This is a genomic window from Lentzea waywayandensis, assembly GCF_900115955.1.
Taxonomy (GTDB): Bacteria; Actinomycetota; Actinomycetes; order Mycobacteriales; family Pseudonocardiaceae; genus Lentzea; species Lentzea waywayandensis.
The window spans coordinates 221,134-239,617 of sequence record NZ_FOYL01000014.1 but is presented as its reverse complement, the minus strand read 5'-3'; the positions used below and the strand labels follow the sequence as shown (position 1 = coordinate 239,617).

Below are 18,484 nucleotides of genomic sequence, written 5' to 3'. Positions count from 1 at the left end.
TCGGCGTGTTAGCGTTATGGCCCGTGGATAGGGGGATTCGGCCCCCACGATTTTCACGGGAGCCCCGTTGGTGCAGCAGGCACGTACGACCAAGCACGTCTTCGTCACAGGGGGCGTCGCCTCCTCCCTGGGCAAGGGGCTCACGGCCTCCAGTCTCGGCCAGTTGCTCACCTCGCGCGGCCTGCGGGTAACGATGCAGAAGCTCGACCCGTACCTGAACGTGGACCCCGGCACGATGAACCCGTTCCAGCACGGCGAGGTCTTCGTGACCGACGACGGTGCGGAGACGGACCTCGACATCGGCCACTACGAGCGGTTCCTCTCGCGGGACTTGAGCGGCGAGGCCAACGTCACCACCGGTCAGGTGTACTCCGAGGTGATCGCCAAGGAGCGGCGAGGTGAGTACCTGGGCGACACGGTCCAGGTCATCCCGCACATCACCGACGAGATCAAGCGCCGCATCCGGGCGATGGCCGAGCCGGACGCCGACGGCGTCACGCCGGACGTGGTCATCACCGAGGTCGGCGGCACGGTGGGCGACATCGAGTCGCTGCCGTTCCTGGAGGCCGCTCGCCAGGTCCGTCACGACGTCGGCCGCGACAACGTCTTCTTCCTGCACGTCAGCCTGGTGCCGTACCTGGCGCCGAGCGGCGAGCTGAAGACCAAGCCGACGCAGCACTCCGTCGCGGCGCTGCGGAACATCGGCATCCAGCCGGACGCGATCGTGTGCCGTGCGGACCGGGAGATCCCGGACGCGCTGAAGCGCAAGATCGGCCTTATGTGCGACGTCGACACCGACGCCGTCGTCGCGGCCGTGGACGCGCCGTCGATCTACGACATCCCGAAGGTGCTGCACTCCGAGGGCCTCGACGCCTACGTCGTGCGCCGCCTCGGCCTGCCGTTCCGCGACGTCGACTGGACGGTGTGGGGCGACCTGCTGGAGCGGGTGCACAACCCGTCCGAGACGGTGAAGATCGCGCTGGTCGGCAAGTACGTCGACCTGCCCGACGCCTACCTCTCGGTCACCGAGGCGCTGCGGGCCGGCGGTTTCGCGCACCACGCCAAGGTCGAGATCAAGTGGGTGCCGTCGGACGAGTGCCAGACGCCCGAGGGCGCGGCACGGGCGTTGTCCGGCATGGACGCGGTGCTGATCCCCGGCGGGTTCGGCGTGCGCGGCATCGAGGGCAAGGTCGGCGCGCTGAAGTACACCCGCACGCGCGGTGTGCCGACGCTGGGCCTGTGCCTCGGCCTTCAGTGCATGGTGATCGAGGCCGCGCGGAACCTCGCGGGCATCGAGGACGCGAACTCCAGCGAGTTCGAAGAGGGCGGCACGCCGGTCATCTCCACGATGGCCGACCAGCAGGACGTCGTGGCCGGTCAGCGCGACATGGGCGGCACGATGCGCCTCGGCGCGTACGTCGCCAAGCTGACGCCGGGGTCGGTGGTCGCGAACGCGTACGGGGCCACCGAGGTGTCCGAGCGGCACCGCCACCGTTACGAGGTCAACAACGCGTACCGGGGCAAGCTCGCCGACGCCGGTCTGGTGTTCTCCGGCCTGTCGCCGGACGGCCGCCTGGTCGAGTTCGTCGAACTGCCGACGGACGTGCACCCGTTCTACGCCGCCACGCAGGCGCACCCGGAGCTCAAGTCGCGTCCCACGAAGCCGCACCCGCTGTTCGCGGCGTTCGTGAAGGCCGCGATCGACTACCGGGTCGCCGACCGGCTGCCGCTGACCGCGGGTGCCTCCAAGTGAGCCGTCACGACTTCCGGACGGTCTCGAGCGAGGACCTGCACGTCGGACGTGTCGTCGCGCTGCGGATCGACGACGTCGAGATGCCCGGTGGCGGCACGGCCAAGCGCGAGATCGTCGAGCACATGGGCGCCGTCGCGGTCGTGGCCGTGGACGACGCCGGTGAGGTCGTGCTGATCCACCAGTACCGGCACGCGCTGGGCAGGCACCTCTGGGAGCTGCCGGCCGGGCTGCTCGACCACGACGGCGAGGAGCCGGTCATCGGCGCGCGCCGGGAACTGGCCGAGGAGGTCGGGCTCGACGCGGCGCGCTGGGACACGCTGGTCGACACCGCGGCGTCGCCCGGTTTCACCGACGAGGTCGTGCGCGTGTACCTGGCGCGCGAGCTGTCCGAAGTGGAGCGTGAGGTGCAGGGCGAGGAGGAGGCGGATCTGGAGATCCACCGCTTCCCGCTCGACGAGGCCGTGCGGATGGTGCTGGCGGGCGAGATCGTGAACTCGTCGGCGGTCGCCGGGCTGCTCGCGGCGCGTGAGGTGCTGGCGGGACGGGCGGAGCCACGTCCGGCCGGCGCACCGTTCCGCGACAAGCCGACCCGGTTCGCCGCGCGCAAGAAGTAGGTTGGGCTCATGCAGACGTTGAAGGGTGCCTTCGCACGGATGAAGGCACCCTTCGGCGTTCTCGCGCTGGGTGGCGCGGGCGTGGTGTTGCTCCAGTTCGTCGATCCGAACAAGCCGGGCAACCTGCTGCCGAAGTGCCCGTTCAACTGGCTGACGGGGCTGAACTGCCCCGCGTGCGGTGCCACGCGCATGGTTCACGCGCTGCTGCACGGAGATGTCGTCAGCGCGTTCCACTTCAACGCCGTGTTGCTCGCGTTGGGCGTGCCTCTGGCCGTGTGGTTGTTCGCGCGGTGGACGCGAGATCGCTGGACTGGCGAACGGCGATCCGTGCCGAAGTCGGTCGGTGTCGCCGTTCTCGTCGTTGCCGCCGTGTGGGGCGTGGGACGGAACCTCGCGGGCATCTAGGGCCTGTATCGAAGTCTGGTCCGCGACAGCCGGGCCCGAGGCGGCCCCTGGTGGCACGGCCGAACGACCCACATACAACACCGGTATGCGGGCCATTCGGCCGCACCACCAGGAACCACCTCAAGCGCGACTCTCATCGAACCAGACCTCGATACAGGCCCTAGTCGCGGAGCTTGCGGCCCTGCGCGTCCGTGCCGCCGTTGACCAGGATGATGATGCCGTCGATCAACGACCAGATGCCGCAGCCACCGCAGGTCAGCAGCTGGGCGACGGCGATGCCGACGTGGCCGGTGTAGAAGCGGCCGATGCCCAGGTTGCCCAGGAACAGCTGGAGCACGCCCGCGGCGATCTTCGACTTGTCCGACAGCGGCACGCCGGTGATCGGGTCGAAGCCGTACGGTGCGGCCGGGTTGCCGTAGCCGGGCGGAATCATTCCGGGAGGCGGGACCATGCCGGGCGGCGGGACCGCGTACTGCGGCTGCGGGCCGGTGGGCGGCGGGTAGTACGGCTGGGTGGGCTGCGGCGCGTAGCCGGGCGGCGGCGGGGGCACGGCGGTGAACGGCACCGAGGGCGGCGCGAGGAACGGCGGGTGGGGCTGCGGCAGGTCGCGGAACAGCTCCGCGAGCTCGACGTAGCTCTGCGCGCCGGACGCGCGGTTCACGCGTTCCTGGTACTCGCCGATGTCGAGCCGCGCCATCGCGAAGTGGTCGTTGAGCGCGGTGATCGCCTCTTCGCGCTGCTGGTTGCCGATGCGCTGCTGCTCAGGCCCGAATGCTTCTGACACGGCTGGCCACGTTATCCGATGCAGGAGATCGATATCGGGAATACGCTGCGACGATGCTGGTCGGTGTCCCAAAGGAGATCAAGAACCACGAGTACCGGGTCGCGATCACACCGGCCGGAGTGGTCGAGCTGGTGCGCCGCGGGCACTCCGTCGTCGTCGAACGCGACGCCGGCGCGGGCTCGTCGTTCCCCGACCAGGAGTACGTGGCCGCCGGTGCGCGGATCGCTGCTTCGGCGGACGAGGTGTGGGGGTCCGCGGACCTGGTCCTGAAGGTCAAGGAGCCGATCGAGCCCGAGTACCACCGCATGCGCCGTGATCAGGTGCTGTTCACCTACCTGCACCTCGCGGCGTCGCCGTCGTGCACCGCGGCGATCGCCTCGTCCGGCATCACGGCCATCGCCTACGAGACCGTGCAGCTGGCGGACGGGTCGTTGCCGTTGCTGGCGCCGATGAGCGAGATCGCCGGGCGGATGGCCGCCCAGGTGGGCGCGCACTGCCTGGAACGAGCCCAGGGCGGGCGTGGCGTTCTGCTGGGAGGTGCTCCTGGCGTCGCCGCGGGCAAGGTGGCGGTGATCGGCGCGGGCGTGGCTGGCATGAACGCGGCGACGATGGCCGTCGGCATGCAGGCCGAGGTCATCGTGCTGGACAACAACGTCAACCGGTTGCGGCAGATCGACTTCACCTACCGCGGGCACCTGCAGACGATCGCGTCGAACGCCTACGAGGTCGAGAAGGCCTGCCGCTGGGCGGATCTCGTCGTCGGGGCCGTGCTGGTGCCCGGTGCGAAGGCGCCGAAGCTCGTCAGCAACGACCTGGTGTCGCGGATGCGGTCCGGCAGCGTGCTCGTGGACATCGCGGTCGATCAGGGCGGCTGTTTCGAGGACACGCGGCCGACGACGCACGACGCGCCGACGTACCGTGTGCACGATTCCGTGTTCTACTGCGTCGCGAACATGCCCGGTGCCGTGCCGAACACGTCGACGTACGCGCTCACGAACGTGACGCTGCCGTATGTCATCGCGTTGGCGGACAAGGGTTTCGATCGTGCTGTCGCGGATGACCCGGCGCTCGCCAAGGGTGTCAACGCGCGTGCTGGAGAGATCGTGTTGGAAGGGCTGGCGTGATTGCAGAGTTGGTGGCGACCTATCTCGACCACCTCGCCGTGGAACGCGGCACCGCCCGCAACACGCTCGACTCCTACACCCGGGACCTGCGCCGCTACGCCGAACACCTGGAGTCCTTGGGTGTCACGGATTTGGGCGCGGTGACGGAGCTTCAGGTGAGTGAGTTCCTGGCCGTGCTGCGCGAGAGCGGGCTCGCGGCGTCGTCTGCCGCACGGACGTTGGTCGCCGTGCGCGGTTTGCATCGCTTTGCGCACCGTGAAGGCGTTGTGCCACAAGACGTCGCACGGGCTGTGCATCCGCCGTCGCCGCCGAAGAGGCTGCCGAAAGCATTACCCATCAATGAGGTTCTCACCCTCCTCGACACTGTGGGAAACCTCAGGGACAAAGCTCTGCTGGAGCTGCTGTACTCGACGGGAGCGCGAATTTCCGAGGTCGTCGGGCTGGACGTGGACGACATCGACGCTTCCGAGCGGACGGTGTTGCTGGACGGGAAGGGAGGGAAACAGCGGCTGGTTCCGGTCGGGCGGCCGGCGTTGGCGGCGGTCGACGCCTACCTTGTCCGGGCACGCCCCGCGGTGGCGGCGAAGGGGCGTGGCACACCTGCATTGTTCTTGAATGCACGTGGCGGAAGGCTCTCCCGGCAGAGCGCGTGGACCGTTCTGAAGACCGCCGCGGAGCAGGCTGGAATCACCGCGGTCGTGTCCCCGCACACGTTGCGGCATTCGTTCGCCACCCATCTGCTCGAAGGGGGTGCTGACGTTCGGGTGGTGCAAGAACTCCTTGGGCACGCATCGGTTACGACCACTCAGGTGTACACACTGGTAACCGTTACGACTTTGAGGGAGGTCTACGCAACTGCACACCCTCGAGCCACTGGAACATGAGGCTTCCACGGGTACGGTGGGCAGGTGCCGAACTTGGACGAGCCGTCCCCACAGGCCATTGATCTAGCCGCCGTGCTGCACGCGCTGAGTGACCCGACAAGGCTCGCGGTCGTGCGCCAGATCCAGTTGAGCGGCGAGAGGCTGTGCGGGGCTTTCGAGGTCGACGTAGCGAAGTCGACCCTTTCCCAGCATCTGCGGGTATTACGCGAAGCGGGCATCACCCGGACACGATGCCGAGGTAATCAACGGTGGGTGTCACTGCGCCGCGATGACCTGGACCATCTCTTTCCAGGCCTGCTGGACGTGGTGCTCTCCGCCGCCGATCGGCGAACACGAACGGATGTCGCGGTCTAAGTCAGTCTTGACAAACACCGGCGAGGCGCGTTGCCGCTCGCACGGGTGCGGCCTAGGCTGCGCCCGGAGAGACGACTACGACCAGTGAGGGAACGCCAGCCATGTCGACACCGGAGCACGCTTTCGCGCCCCGTGCCGATCTGAGCCTGGCTCCGCACGCCGCGCCGGTGGACGACGTTGCCACGGAGCAGGTCGACGGCATCGGCCCGACGGGCAGACCGCGTCGTCACATCCCCGATCCGCCGCCGTTGCTGCACCACGGCCCGGCGAAGATCCTGGCCGTCTGCAACCAGAAGGGTGGCGTCGGCAAGACGACGACGACCATCAACCTGGGCGCGGCCCTGGCCGAGTACGGCCGGCGGGTGCTGCTCGTCGACTTCGACCCGCAGGGCGCGCTCTCGGTGGGCCTCGGCGTGCACCCGCACCAGCTGGAAACCACGATCTACAACGTCATCATGGAGAACGACACCGCCGTTCCCGATGTCATCCGCAAGACCATGGTCGAGGACATGGACCTGCTGCCGAGCAACATCGACCTGTCGGCGGCCGAGATCCAGCTCGTGTCGGAGGTGGGCCGCGAACACACGCTCGTGCGCACCCTTCGTCCCGTCATCGACCACTACGACTACGTGCTGGTCGACTGCCAGCCCTCGCTCGGCCTGCTCACGGTGAACGCCCTCGCGGCCGCGGACGGTGTGCTGATCCCGCTGGAGTGCGAGTTCTTCTCGCTGCGCGGGGTGGCGCTGCTCATCGACACCATCGAGAAGGTCAAGGAACGCTTGAACCCCAAGCTCAACATCACCGGCATCCTCGCCACGATGTACGACCCGCGCACGCTGCACTCGCGTGAGGTCATGGCACGCGTCGTGGAGGCGTTCGGCGAGATCGTGTTCGACTCGGTCATCAACCGCACGGTGCGCTTCCCGGAGACCACCGTGGCCGGCGAGCCGATCACCCGCTGGGCGCCGCGCTCCGCCGGTGCCAACGCGTACCGCGGCCTGGCTCGCGAGGTGATCGCCCGGTGACCCGTCGCCCTTCACTGCCGGGGGCGGCGGAACTGTTCCGGCTGACCTCTGCCGCGCCCGCGCCCGAGGTCTCCTCGGACGAGGTCACGCCGCAGCAGCGCCGTGGTTCCGGCCGCACCAAGCACACCACGAAGATCACGGTCTACGTGTCCGACGAGGAACTGCTGGCCCTGGAGCAGGCGCGGCTCGTGCTGCGCGGCTCGCACTCGCTGGCCGTCGACCGCGGACGTGTCGTGCGTGAGGCGATCGCCATCGTGCTGGACGACCTCGAGACGCACGGGGACGCGTCGTTGCTGGTACGCAGGTTGCGCGAGCGGTGACCGAGGAACCCCCTGCTGAGGTTGCTGCTCCGGACGATGGCAAGTTCAAGGTCAGGCTCACGAACTTCGAAGGTCCGTTCGACCTGCTGCTGCAGCTGATCTCCCAGCACACGCTCGACGTGACCGAGGTGGCCCTGCACACGGTCACCGACGACTTCATCGCGCACCTGCGCGGCATGGGCGAGAAGTGGGACCTCGACGAGACCACCGAGTTCTTGGTCATCGCGGCCACGTTGCTCGACCTGAAGGCCGCCCGGCTGCTGCCCACCGGTGACGTCGAGGACGAGGACGACCTGGCCCTGCTGGAGGCCCGCGACCTGCTGTTCGCCCGCCTCCTCCAGTACCGGGCCTACAAGCAGGTCGCCGCTCTCTTCGCCGAACTGGAACAGGGCGCGTTCCGGCGCTACCCGCGCTCGGTGTCGCTGGAACCGCGCTTCGAGGGCCTGCTGCCCGAGGTGATGCTCGGCGTCACGCCCCACAAGTTCGCCCTGATCGCGGCCGCGGCCTTCCGCCCGAAGCAGAAGCGCACGCTGTCGGTCGACCACATCCACCAGCACCGCGTGTCGATCCGCGAGACCGCCGACATCCTGCGCGCGATGCTGATCGAGAAGGGCACCGCGTCGTTCTCGGAGATCGTCGCCGACTGCACCGAGACGATGGAGGTCGTGGCGCGGTTCCTCGCGCTGCTGGAGCTGTACCGGGAGAAGTCGCTGGCCTTCGAGCAGGAGGACCCGCTCGGGCCGCTCCAGGTGACGTGGGTCGGCGGGACGTTGGAGGACGCGCAGGCGCAGGTGCACGCCGGCGACGAGGATGAGGACTACGGCGGATGAGCGAGCCACTGGTCGGGCCGGACGCGGCGGAGATCGAGAAGCCGGGGCCGGCGTTCGACGGAGGCGGGCCCGAGGCAGGGGACGCTGCAGGGGACGCTGCCGAGCCTGACGCCGCTCTTGACGACGCCGCTCCTGCCGCCGTCGTGCTGGAGGAGCCCGCAGCCGAGCCCGAGGTCACGGGGCCCGAGGCCACGGAGCCCGAGGCCACGGAGGCCGCCGAGCCTGACGCCGCACTCGATGACGCCGCGCCTGCCGCCGCTGTGCTGGAGGAGCCCGCAGCCGAGCCCGAGCCCGCAGCCGAGCCCGAGGCCCCCGAGCCCGCAGCTCCCGAACCCGAAGCTCCCGAGCCCGAGCCCGAGCCCGAGCCCGAGCCGGAAGCCGACCCGGCCGACGCCGAGGACGCCACCGCCCTCGAAGCCCAGCTCCTCGCCGCCACCCCCGAGGAGGCGATCGAGGACAGCGGCCTGCCCGACCTCACCGACGACGCGACCTTCGAGGCCGCGCTCGAGTCGGTCCTGCTCGTGGTGGACAGCCCGATCGCCGAAGACCAGCTCAGCAGTGCCCTTGAGCAGCCGGTTAAGCGAATCAAGGCGGCACTCCGTAGAATGGCTGCTCGGTACACCGAGTCCGGCAGTGGGATCGACCTGCGCAGGGCGGGGGACGGCTGGCGGTTCTACACGCGGGACCGGTTCGCCCCGTTCGTGGAGAAGCTGCTGCTCGACGGTCAGCGCGCGAAACTCACCCGCGCGGCCCTCGAGACGCTCGCGGTGATCGCCTACCGGCAGCCTGTCACGCGGGCGCGGATCGCGGCGGTTCGCGGCGTCAACGTGGACGGCGTGATCCGGACCCTGGTCGCACGGGGGCTCATCGAGGAGACGGGCACCGACAGCGACACGGGTGGGATCCTGTACCGCACGACCGAACTGTTCCTGGAGCGGTTGGGGCTGTCGTCGCTTGCCGACCTGCCGCCAATCGCCCCGCTCCTGCCCGAAGTGGATGCGATCGACGATGTCTGACAACGAGGGCGTGCGCCTGCAGAAGGTGCTCGCGCAGGCGGGTATCGCCTCGCGCCGCGCTTCCGAAGAGCTGATCGAGCAGGGACGGGTGCAGGTCGACGGCCAGGTCGTGCGCGAGCAGGGCCGCCGGATCGACCCCGAGACGGCCGTCGTGCACGTGGACGGGCTGCGGGTGCAGATCCGCGAGGACGTCGTCACGATCGCGCTGAACAAGCCGTACGGGATGCTCTCCACGATGGAGGACGACCTGGGCCGCCCGTGCGTCGGTGACCTGGTGCGCAGCCGCAAGGAGCGGCTGTTCCACGTCGGCCGCCTCGACGCCGAGACCGAGGGCCTGCTGCTGCTCACGAACGACGGCGAGCTCGCGCACCGGCTGATGCACCCGAGCTACAACGTCAAGAAGACCTACCTCGCCGAGGTCCCCGGCCCGGTCGAGAAGGGTCTCAACAAGAAGCTCAAGGCGGGCATCGAGCTGGAGGACGGGCCGGTCAAGGTCGACTCCTTCAAGCTCATCAGCGCCGTCCCCGGCAAGGCGCTGGTCGAGATCGTGCTGCACGAGGGTCGCAAGCACATCGTCCGCCGCCTCATGGAGACCGCCGGTTACCCGGTGCAGTCGCTGGTCCGCGTCGCCGTCGGTGAGGTGTCGCTCGGCAACCAGCGTCCCGGCTCGATGCGGGTGCTGAACCGTCAGGAAGTCGGCGGGCTGTACAAGCTCGTCGGTCTCTGATCAGAATCTGAACCCCGCTCGTCCCTCCGGCCCCCAGAGCCGGAGGGACGAACTGCGGTGAATCCCCATTCACCTTGCGACGGAAACGCTATGGCGACGACGTTGTAAGGGGTCGGAAGTGCGCTTTGAACAACAAGGTGTAGACAATCGGTCTCAGGGGGAGACCGACATGCCACGCACCGAACGTCCGCTGGACTGCGAAGACACCGAGCTCGGCCGGTTCGCCGCCGACCTGAGGAAACTCCGCGAGAAGGCGGGCAAACCGTCCTATCGCGCGCTCGCTTCACGCGCGCATTACTCGGCCGCGACGCTTTCCGACGCCGCCGGTGGCAAGAAACTCCCGAGCCTCGCGGTCACTCTCGCCTACGTCAAAGCCTGTGGCGGCGACGAGGAGGAGTGGGAACAGCGGTGGCGCGACATCGCCGCCCCGCCGGAACCGACGGGCGAAGCCCCTTACGTGGGGTTGAAGGCGTTCCAAAAGGAAGACGCCGACCGTTTCCACGGCCGCGAGAAACTCACCGCGAAGCTGGTCGAACTCACGCACGCGCGCCCGTTCGTCGGTGTCTTCGGCGCGAGCGGCTCCGGCAAGTCGTCACTGCTGCGCGCCGGCCTGCTGCCCCGCCTCGACCAGGCGCTGATCTTCACCCCCGGTGTCCAGCCGCTCGACGAGTGCGCCGTCCGCCTCGCCCAGCTGACCGGGCACTCCGCGGTGGTCCTGCACGGCGAGCTCACCGATCCGGCGGCGCTGGGCCTGCTGATCAGACAGCACGACGAGAACCTCGTCCTGGTCGTCGACCAGTTCGAAGAAGTCTTCACGCTGGTGGGCCCCGAGCAACGCGACTGGTTCGTCCGGGCACTGATGAGCGCCCCGCACGTGGTCATCGGCGTCCGTGCCGACTTCTACGGCCACGTCGGCCGCCATCCCGAACTGGTCGAGGCCTTGGAGGGCGCACAACTCCTCGTCGGCCCGCTCACCACCGACGAACTGCGCCGCGCCATCGTCGAACCCGCCCTGCGCGTCGGCGCCACCGTCGAGTCCGCCCTGGTCACCCGCCTGGTCGCCGACGTCGTGGGTCAGGCCGCCGCGCTGCCGCTCGTCCAGCACGCCCTCGTCGAGACCTGGCACCGCCGCCGCGGCATGACGCTCTCGCTCGTCGGCTACGAGGAGGCAGGCGGCGTCGAGCACGCCATCGCCCGCACCGCCGAGGCCGTGTACGAACAGCTCGACCAGGAGCAGCAGCGGATCGCCCAGCGCACCTTCCTGCGCCTGATCGCACTCGGCGAGGGCACCGAGGACACCAAACGCCGTGCGAACCGCGAGTCCTTCGACGCCGACGTCCTGGAACACCTCGCGAACGCCCGCCTGGTCACGCTCACCGAGCAGCACGCCGAACTCACCCACGAGGCGTTGATCCGCTCCTGGCCACGTCTGCGCGACTGGATCGCCGAGGATCGCGAGACCCTGCGCGTGCACCACCAGCTCACCGAGGCCGCGGCGCAGTGGGACGGCGACCGGGACCTCCTCTATCAGGGCGCCCGGCTGGCCCAGGCCGCAGAGCTGAGCGCGGATTCGCTGACCGAACCCGAACGCGAATTCCTCACCGCGAGCCAGGCGGAAGGCCGCCGCCGCGTCCGGCGTGCCCGCGCGGTCATGGCCGTGCTGTCGGTGCTGGTGCTGCTGCTCGCGGGCACCGTGGTGTTCGCCATGCGGCAGGCGGACGAGGTCGCCGCGCAACGCGACATCGCGGTGGCGGGCAACGCGGCCGCGGAGGCCAGGTGGCTCGCCAGGATGTCGATGACGGAGCCGGACGCAGCGCGTCTCGCGCTCGCCGTGTACCGGGTGTCGCCCACCGAGGCCAACCGTGATCTTCTGCTCAAGGCCGACGCCGCGGACAGACGGAAGCCCTACCTTTCGGCCTCCCACGGCAGTCAGATCAACAAGGCCGATGGCGGCACGCTCTACGCGGTGACCGAGCAGGGGAGAACCGGCGTGTCCCTCTGGGACCTACCGGCGAACAGAATGGTCGTCAACCTGCCTGGCGTTCCGGTCGCTGTCAGCGAGGACAACAGTCGCGCGGTGTTGCACGGGAAGGAGAACTTCGGGCTCTACGACAGCTCTCCCGCCGAAGAGGGACGCAAGCTCGCAGATCTGCCGGTGCACGGTGGTTCCTCGGTCGCGCGGAACAACGGGGTGGATGTCGTCGCCGGCATCGTGTCCGTCGACCGCAGCCTCAAGACGCTGGCACCGAAGATGTGGGTGCACGATGGCTCCGGTCAGGTGCGGGAGGTCGTGCTGGCCGACCCCGGCGACGCACACGAGGTGCGCCTCTCACCGGACGGCAGGATGCTCGCGCTGGCGCGGATGCGCCCGGATGGCCAGAGCCAGGTGGAGCTCTGGCGGTTCGACGGCACCGAACTCCGCCTCGCGGGCCGGGTCGGCGCCCCCGTCGGCTCGGGCCGGCCGGAGTTCAGCCCGGACGGTCGCCTGCTGGCGATGCCCAGCCCCACGAGCGCGACCACGGCCGTGTGGGACGTCTCTGATCCGGCGAGCCCGGTTCACCGGGCCGATCTGCCGGAGCAGTTCGCCGGCACCTCACGACCGATGATCAAGTTCTCGCCGGACAGCCGTCAGGTGCTGCTCGCCGCAGCGAGAACGGTGACCATCTGGGACCTGGAGCAGCCGGATGCGCCGAGGAGGCTCGCGGGCTTCGACAACTTCACCATGGACGTCATGTCGGCCGACAACTGGTCTTCGCAGTTCGTGATCAGTACGGGGGACGGCTTCTTCTGGCACCTGCGCGTGGACGCCGAGCAGGCCGTGCAGGACTTGTGCCCGCGCCACGCGGAACTGTCCGATCGGGAGTGGGCGAAGTACTTCCCGGACATCGAGCGCGTGCCCGTGTGCTGAGTTCGTGAGCCGTGGGTGGCTCGTGCGCGGGCCACCCACGGCCACTCCGGCGCCGGTTCGGGGCGCGAGCACCGGGTCTTCCCCGTGTAGTTGCGTCTAGCTCGACGTTAGGGCGAACGGGTTGTTCACGGTCATGTGTTCGCCGCTGAACAAAGTTCTCTGAACAATGACGGGATGCCGAGACGGGAACGCCCTCTCGAGGAGGGCGAGAGCGGTGTCCTGCGGTTCGCGGCGGATCTGCGCCGGCTGCGGGAGCGTGCGGGCAGCCCCACCTACCGGGAACTGAGCCGGCGGGCGCACTACTCGGCCGCGGCGTTGTCGGAGGCGGCGGGCGGGCGGAAGTTGCCCAGCCTCGCGGTGACCAAGGCGTACGCCAAGGCCTGCGACGCCGATCCGGAGGAGTGGGCGCGGCGGTGGCGTGCGGTCGCGGAGTCCGAACCGCATGCGGCGAACGACAGTCCGTACGTCGGGCTCGCGATGTTCCAGCCCGATGACGCGCCGAAGTTCTTCGGGCGCGAGCGGTTGACGGCCGAACTGCTCACCACCAGGAACCGCTTCACCGGCGTGTTCGGGCCGTCCGGGGTGGGGAAGTCGTCGTTGCTGCGGGCCGGTCTCATCGCCCGCACCCGTGAACCCGTCCTGCTGTTCACGCCCGGCGCGAATCCCGTGGAGGAGTGCGCGCTCGCGCTCGCCCGGCTCACCGGCGGGGAGGCGGTCGAGCTCGCCGAGGAGCTGAAGGACCCGCGGCAACTGCACCGCAGGCACGGGCACCTCGTGGTCGTCGACCAGTTCGAGGAGCTGTTCACGTTGTGCCGCAACGAAGAGCTCCGCCAGTGGCTGATCACGGCGCTCACCGGCTGCCAGAAGGTGGTGATCGGCATCCGGGCCGACTACTACGGCCACTGCGCGCAGTACCCCGACCTGGTCGAGGCACTCGAAGGCGCCCAGCTCCTGCTCGGCCCCATGACCCCGGACGAGCTCCGTCTCGCCATCACCGAACCCGCCGCGGTGGTGGGCGCCAAGGTCGAAACGGCGTTGCTGGCGCGGCTCATGGCCGACGCGGTCGGGCAGGCGGCCGTGTTGCCGTTGCTGTCGCACGCGCTCGCGCAGACCTGGCAGCACCGGCGCGGCATGACGTTGACCCTCGCCGGGTACGAGGAGGTCGGCGGCCTCGACCACGCCGTCGCCCGCACCGCGCAGGAGGTCTTCGACGGGCTCTCCCCGGCGGGGCAGGAGCAGGCGAAACGGATCCTGCTGCGGCTCGTCACCGCCGAGGACACGAAACGCCGCGCGAACCAGGCTGAGCTCGAAGCCGACGACGAGGTGCTGTTCGCGCTGGCGGCGGCGCGGCTCGTCGTGATCGACCGCGACGGCGTCGAACTGGCGCACGAGGCGTTGATCCGCGGCTGGCCCACGTTCCAGCGCTGGGTGGAGGAGGACCGCGAGAACATCAAGGCACAGCGCGAACTCACGCTCGCCACGCAGACCTGGGAGTCGCTCGACCGCGACGCGGGGGCGCTGTTGCGGGGACGCCGCCTGGCCAACGTTCCGGAAGGACTTTCCCTCAACGCCGGGGAACGTGCCTTCCTCGCGGCGAGCCTGGCCGCGGAACAGGAGGTCTCGGCGAGTGCCCGAAGACGCACCCGCCGCCAACGCCAGCTGCTCGCCGTGCTCGCGGCGCTCGTGGTCGTCGCCGCCAGCTCGACCGTCTTCGCCTTGCAGGCAGGCAAAGCCGCCGACGAGCAACGTGCCAACGCCGCCGTCCTGAGGGCCGTGGGCGAGGCCGCCGCCCTGCGTTCCACGAACCCCGCCCTGGCGCAGCAGGTCGCGCTCGCCGCCTACCAGCTCGTGCCGTTACCTCAGGCGCGCAACGGTTTGCGCCAGGAGGACGTGCCCTCCCAGGTACTGCGCGAGGCCCAGTCCGAGGTCACCGCGCTTGCCGTCGGGCCGACCCTGCAACAGGTCGTGACCGGGCACCGCGACGGCACGGTGGTGCTGACGGGACTGTCCGACCTGCCGGCACCGCGAGCCTCCTACGACGCCACCCGGCACTCCGGTGCCGTCACCGACCTCGCGATGGACTCGACCGGCGGCCTGGTCGCGTCCGCCGGCGACGACGGCAGTGTTCACGTCGTCGACGTGTCCCTGAGCAAACCACGCGAGCTGGCCGTGCTTCCCGTGCGCGCCAATGCGATCGCCTGGCAGGGCACCTCTCTCGTCACCACCGACGAGGACGGCGCTCTGAGCTTCTGGACGGACCTGCGCGGCGAACGCCCGAGGCTTCTCACCACAGCGCAGCTCGGCCTGGGGCCGCTGGCGGGCCTGTCGTTCCGCCCGGACGGCCAGGTCCTCGCCGCGGTCACCACCGGCCGCGCCGTGCACCTGGTCGACGTCTCCGATCCGCGCGACGTCAAGCTCCTGTCGCTGACCAGGGAGTTCGCCGGCAGCGCCCAGTTCGCCGGTGCCGAGAACCTGATGACCACCGCGCGCACGGCCGTGCACCTCTGGGACTCCACCGACCCGCGCGACCCGGTCCTGCGCGCCAGGATCCCGTCCGGTGGCGGCGAGGTCACCTCGGCCTGGCTCGGCGCCGGCCACGTCGCGATCGCCACCGACGACGGACTGGTGCGGCTCTGGCGGCTCGGCGCCCGCGAACCGGTGGAGCAGGCCCTGCTGCGCGGACACGCCGGGCCGGTCACCGCGGTCGGCCTGACGCCCCAGGGTGACGAGGTCGTGACGGGTGGTGCGGACCGGGCGTTGCGGCTGTGGAACGCCGACCCGCGCGACCCGGCGGTCAGGATCTGCGAGCAGGCCATTCCGCGGATGAGCCGCGAGGAGTGGGAGCAGTACTTCGGCGACCTCGACTTCACCCCGCCGTGCCGCGACTGAAGTCCCAGCATGCGGCAGGTGGAACGATCACGAAGCGCACGTCCGGGTGGTGAGCGGTTAGCAGGCCGTTAGACGGAGGGAGAACCTCTGGTGGACAATCCGGCCAGGAGGCGGCATGCCACGAGGGGAACGACCGCTGGGTCCGGAGGACACCGCGTTGCTGCGGTTCGCCGGTGACCTGCGCAGACTGCGCGACCAGGCAGGCAAACCGAGCTACCGCGAGCTGGCTCGGCGGGCGAACTACTCGCCGACCGCGTTGTCCGACGCGGCCGGTGGGCGGAAGCTGCCGTCGCTCGCGCTGACTCTGGCGTTCGTGCGTGCCTGTGAGTCCGATCCCGCCCCGTGGACCAGGCGCTGGCGTGAGCTGGCCGCCGAGCACACGCAGCCGTTGCACCCGAACACGCCGTACCCCGGCAACGCCCCCTTCACCGAGGACGACGCGAAGCGGTACTTCGGGCGCGAGTGCCTCGTGGAGCAGGTCGTCGAGTCGGTCAGGGCCAAGCCCCTCACCGTCGTCTTCGGCGCCTCCGGATCCGGCCGCACGTCGCTGCTGCGGGCCGGTCTGCACCCCGCCCTGGACGACGCCGTGGTGATCACGCCCACGCGGGACCCGATCCAGGACCTGGCCGTCGCCCTCGCCGAGGTCTTCGAGAACACCACCGCCGATCGCCTGGCCGAGGAGTTCCGGGAAGACCCCGACCACCTCAGGCTGCGGATCCGCCAGCACCGCCCCGGCCTCGTGCTGCTCGTCGACGACTTCGAGAAGGCACTGGACGCGGAGGACTTCGTCGCCGCCGTCACCCGTTGCCCCCACGTCGTGCTCTCCGTGCGCGCCGACCACGAGCAGCGCTGGCGCGACAAGCGCATCAACGGCACCGAGATCGTCATCGAGCCGATGAGCGCGGACCAGTTGCGCCGCGCCATCACCGAACCCGCCGCGAAGATCGGCGCCACCGTCGAGACCGCGGTGATCGCGCGACTGGTGGCCGACGCCGCGAACCAGCACTCGCTGCCGTTGGTGCAGCAGGCACTGGTCGAGACGTGGCGGCGCAAGCGCGGCATGACTCTGTCCCTTGCCGGCTTCGAGGAGTCCGGCGGCATCGAGCACGTCGTCGCACAGGCCGGAGAGACGTTCTTCGCGGGCCTGGGCGAGGACGACCAGCGCGCGGCCAGACAGATCCTGCTCAGACTCGTCTCCGTGCAGCGCAACGGGGTCGCGCAACGCCGCAGCCGAAGGCTGGACGTCGGCACCCCCCTGCTGGACCTCCTCGCGAAGGCCAGGCTGGTGACGCTCACCGAGGACGGCGTCGAGCTGACCCACGACGCCGCGCTGCGCTGGACGAGGCTCGCCGGGTGGATCGACGAGGAACGCGAGAACCTCCGGACGCACCAGCAGCTCGTCACCGCGATCGAGCTGTGGGAGGCGAGCGACCGCGACCCGCTGGCGCTCTACCGGGGCCTTCGGCTGCGCAAGGCCAAGGAGCTCGGCGAGTTCTTGACGGTGCGGGAGCGCCAGTTCGTCGACAGGAGCGTCAAGCGGGAGACACGCCGCTCGACGGCGTTGATCGCGGTCGTGGCGGTGCTGCTCGCGCTCGTGCCCGGCGGCGTCGTCTACACGCTCGCGAACGAACGCAAGATCACCGAGATGAACGACCGCGAGCTCGGCGGCAAGGCGCTGTCGCAGTCCGAGGCGTTGCTGGAGCAGCGCCGGCCGTACGCGGACAAGTTCGCGCTGGTCGGCTACGAGGTCAGCCCGTCGGCCGAGGCGGAGAAGGTGCTGCGGCTGGCCAGCGCGGTCGCGCGCGGCATCCCGTTCACCGGCACGCCCAAGGACGACGCGGACGTGGTGGTCGCCCCGCGCGGCGAGATGGCCGCGGTGACCGACGAGGACGGCACCGACCGGATGTGGAGCATCGACGAGGACAAGGCGGCGCCGGGCAAGAAGTTCGCCGACCGCCATCGGGTCGTCAAGCTCGCCGAACGCCGGGCCGTCACGAAGGACTTCAGCGGCCAGGAACACCTGTGGGCCGTCAACGACGCGGGTGACATCACCTACCTCACGGCGCTGCCGAGCCGGTTCCGCACGCTCGACCTGAGCCCGGACGGCTCGCGGCTCGTCGGCAAGGTCGGCGACGCGGTCGAGGTCGGGCTCCCGACACCGGACGAGTCCGAGCACGCGGAGCTCTACGACCTGGGCGACCCGCGCAACCCCCGCAAGCTGCCGATGCCGGTGCGCAACCCCGAGACCGTGGCACTGAGCCAGGACGGCCGTGAGCTCGCGACCGCCCTCTGGGACCGGGCCACCGGCACCACGACCATCGAGTTCTGGAGCATCGGCGGCACCGTCGAGTCCGCGGGGCCGCCGTTGGCACAGCACGTCTACGTCCGCGCCATCACCTACAGCGGCGACGGGCGCTGGCTCGCCGTCGAGCACTCGTCACCGGAGTCGATCGTCGAGGTCTGGCAACGCGTGCCGAGCGGAACGCCCGTGCTGCGCGCACGGCTCGACACCGCGTTGCGTGCCGGAGCGCGTGTCACGTTCTCCGACGACGGTCGCGTGGCGATCGTGCGCGACAACATCTTCGAGGTGCACCAGCTCTACCCGAACGACCGTGCGGCGGATCGGCTCGTGTACGTCGTCGGGCACGGCAGCTCGACGCGCGCGGTGTACCGGCCGCAGAACCGCGACTTCCTCGTGCGCCGAGGAGGCCAGGACCCCGAGCTGCTGCCGTACGACCTCGACACCGGTTCGATCATCAAGCGGATGTGTGAAAAAGACGGCGCACGGCTCACGGACTCCGAATGGGTTAAGAGCTTCGGCGAAGTGGAGCGCGTGGAGGTCTGCTGAACC

At 69.8% G+C, this 18,484-nt stretch carries 15 protein-coding genes; 14 read left to right on the top strand and 1 reads right to left on the bottom strand.

The window, feature by feature from the left end:
• Positions 1–70 precede the first annotated feature (70 nt).
• Genes BM417_RS38975 through BM417_RS38965 form a run of 3 tightly spaced genes read left to right on the top strand, consistent with a single transcriptional unit; the run spans position 71 to position 2,772 of the window.
• Entirely contained in the window at positions 71–1,753 is a 1,683-nt protein-coding gene (locus BM417_RS38975) for a CTP synthase (protein ID WP_407656201.1), read from the top strand.
• Entirely contained in the window at positions 1,750–2,367 is a 618-nt protein-coding gene (locus BM417_RS38970; RefSeq protein ID WP_177320848.1) for an NUDIX domain-containing protein, read from the top strand. The genes BM417_RS38975 and BM417_RS38970 overlap by 4 nt, the downstream gene beginning before the upstream one ends.
• A 9-nt stretch (positions 2,368–2,376) precedes the next feature.
• On the top strand, positions 2,377–2,772 hold the full coding sequence (locus BM417_RS38965) for a DUF2752 domain-containing protein (RefSeq protein WP_218164704.1): 396 nt from the start codon (positions 2,377–2,379) through the stop codon (positions 2,770–2,772).
• 160 nt (positions 2,773–2,932) lie between these two features.
• Here the strand turns inward: BM417_RS38965 and BM417_RS38960 are convergent, their stop codons facing one another.
• Positions 2,933–3,556, bottom strand: a complete 624-nt coding sequence (locus BM417_RS38960) for an NINE protein (RefSeq protein ID WP_093604883.1) — start codon at positions 3,554–3,556, stop codon at positions 2,933–2,935.
• Between the two features lie 53 nt (positions 3,557–3,609).
• Here BM417_RS38960 and ald point away from each other — a divergent pair, with 53 nt between their 5' ends.
• The 11 genes from ald (at position 3,610) to BM417_RS38905 (ending at position 18,481) form a co-directional block, all read left to right on the top strand.
• The gene (gene ald, locus BM417_RS38955) at positions 3,610–4,680 is read left to right on the top strand and encodes an alanine dehydrogenase (protein WP_093604881.1); all 1,071 of its coding nucleotides are present in this window, start codon (positions 3,610–3,612) and stop codon (positions 4,678–4,680) included.
• On the top strand, positions 4,677–5,564 hold the full coding sequence (xerD, locus tag BM417_RS38950) for a site-specific tyrosine recombinase XerD (protein ID WP_407656200.1): 888 nt from the start codon (positions 4,677–4,679) through the stop codon (positions 5,562–5,564). Before ald ends, xerD begins: the two co-directional genes overlap by 4 nt.
• 24 nt (positions 5,565–5,588) lie before the next feature.
• Positions 5,589–5,918 (top strand): ArsR/SmtB family transcription factor, encoded by a 330-nt coding sequence (locus BM417_RS38945; protein WP_093604879.1) that lies wholly within the window; start codon positions 5,589–5,591, stop codon positions 5,916–5,918.
• Positions 5,919–6,019: 101 nt separating this feature from the next.
• Complete coding sequence (locus BM417_RS38940) at positions 6,020–6,943, top strand: ParA family protein (protein ID WP_093604877.1); 924 nt, start codon at positions 6,020–6,022, stop codon at positions 6,941–6,943.
• Positions 6,940–7,263: a hypothetical protein gene (locus BM417_RS38935; protein ID WP_093604875.1), complete on the top strand. Its 324-nt coding sequence runs from the start codon at positions 6,940–6,942 to the stop codon at positions 7,261–7,263. Before BM417_RS38940 ends, BM417_RS38935 begins: the two co-directional genes overlap by 4 nt.
• Positions 7,260–8,093, top strand: a complete 834-nt coding sequence (locus BM417_RS38930; protein WP_093604874.1) for a segregation and condensation protein A — start codon at positions 7,260–7,262, stop codon at positions 8,091–8,093. Before BM417_RS38935 ends, BM417_RS38930 begins: the two co-directional genes overlap by 4 nt.
• Positions 8,094–8,236: 143 nt before the next feature.
• Positions 8,237–9,109, top strand: a complete 873-nt coding sequence (gene scpB, locus BM417_RS38925; RefSeq protein WP_407656204.1) for an SMC-Scp complex subunit ScpB — start codon at positions 8,237–8,239, stop codon at positions 9,107–9,109.
• Positions 9,102–9,836, top strand: a complete 735-nt coding sequence (locus tag BM417_RS38920) for a pseudouridine synthase (RefSeq protein WP_093604872.1) — start codon at positions 9,102–9,104, stop codon at positions 9,834–9,836. Before scpB ends, BM417_RS38920 begins: the two co-directional genes overlap by 8 nt.
• 169 nt (positions 9,837–10,005) lie before the next feature.
• Entirely contained in the window at positions 10,006–12,744 is a 2,739-nt protein-coding gene (locus BM417_RS38915) for an nSTAND1 domain-containing NTPase (RefSeq protein ID WP_093604870.1), read from the top strand.
• Positions 12,745–12,918: 174 nt separating this feature from the next.
• Positions 12,919–15,633, top strand: coding sequence for an nSTAND1 domain-containing NTPase (locus BM417_RS38910; RefSeq protein ID WP_093604868.1), 2,715 nt, complete (start codon positions 12,919–12,921; stop codon positions 15,631–15,633).
• A 115-nt stretch (positions 15,634–15,748) separates the two neighbouring features.
• Positions 15,749–18,481 (top strand): nSTAND1 domain-containing NTPase, encoded by a 2,733-nt coding sequence (locus tag BM417_RS38905; protein WP_093604866.1) that lies wholly within the window; start codon positions 15,749–15,751, stop codon positions 18,479–18,481.
• The last annotated feature ends 3 nt before the right edge of the window (positions 18,482–18,484 follow it).

What these genes read in the sequence shown, in the direction of transcription:
- ald (WP_093604881.1), top strand. Translation starts at nt 3,610, where the DNA reads ATGCTGGTCGGTGTCCCAAAGGAGATCAAGAACCACGAGTACCGGGTC.
- BM417_RS38920 (WP_093604872.1), top strand. Translation starts at nt 9,102, where the DNA reads ATGTCTGACAACGAGGGCGTGCGCCTGCAGAAGGTGCTCGCGCAGGCG.
- BM417_RS38910 (WP_093604868.1), top strand. Translation starts at nt 12,919, where the DNA reads ATGCCGAGACGGGAACGCCCTCTCGAGGAGGGCGAGAGCGGTGTCCTG.
- BM417_RS38905 (WP_093604866.1), top strand. Translation starts at nt 15,749, where the DNA reads ATGCCACGAGGGGAACGACCGCTGGGTCCGGAGGACACCGCGTTGCTG.
- BM417_RS38915 (WP_093604870.1), top strand. Translation starts at nt 10,006, where the DNA reads ATGCCACGCACCGAACGTCCGCTGGACTGCGAAGACACCGAGCTCGGC.
- BM417_RS38965 (WP_218164704.1), top strand. Translation starts at nt 2,377, where the DNA reads ATGCAGACGTTGAAGGGTGCCTTCGCACGGATGAAGGCACCCTTCGGC.
- BM417_RS38940 (WP_093604877.1), top strand. Translation starts at nt 6,020, where the DNA reads ATGTCGACACCGGAGCACGCTTTCGCGCCCCGTGCCGATCTGAGCCTG.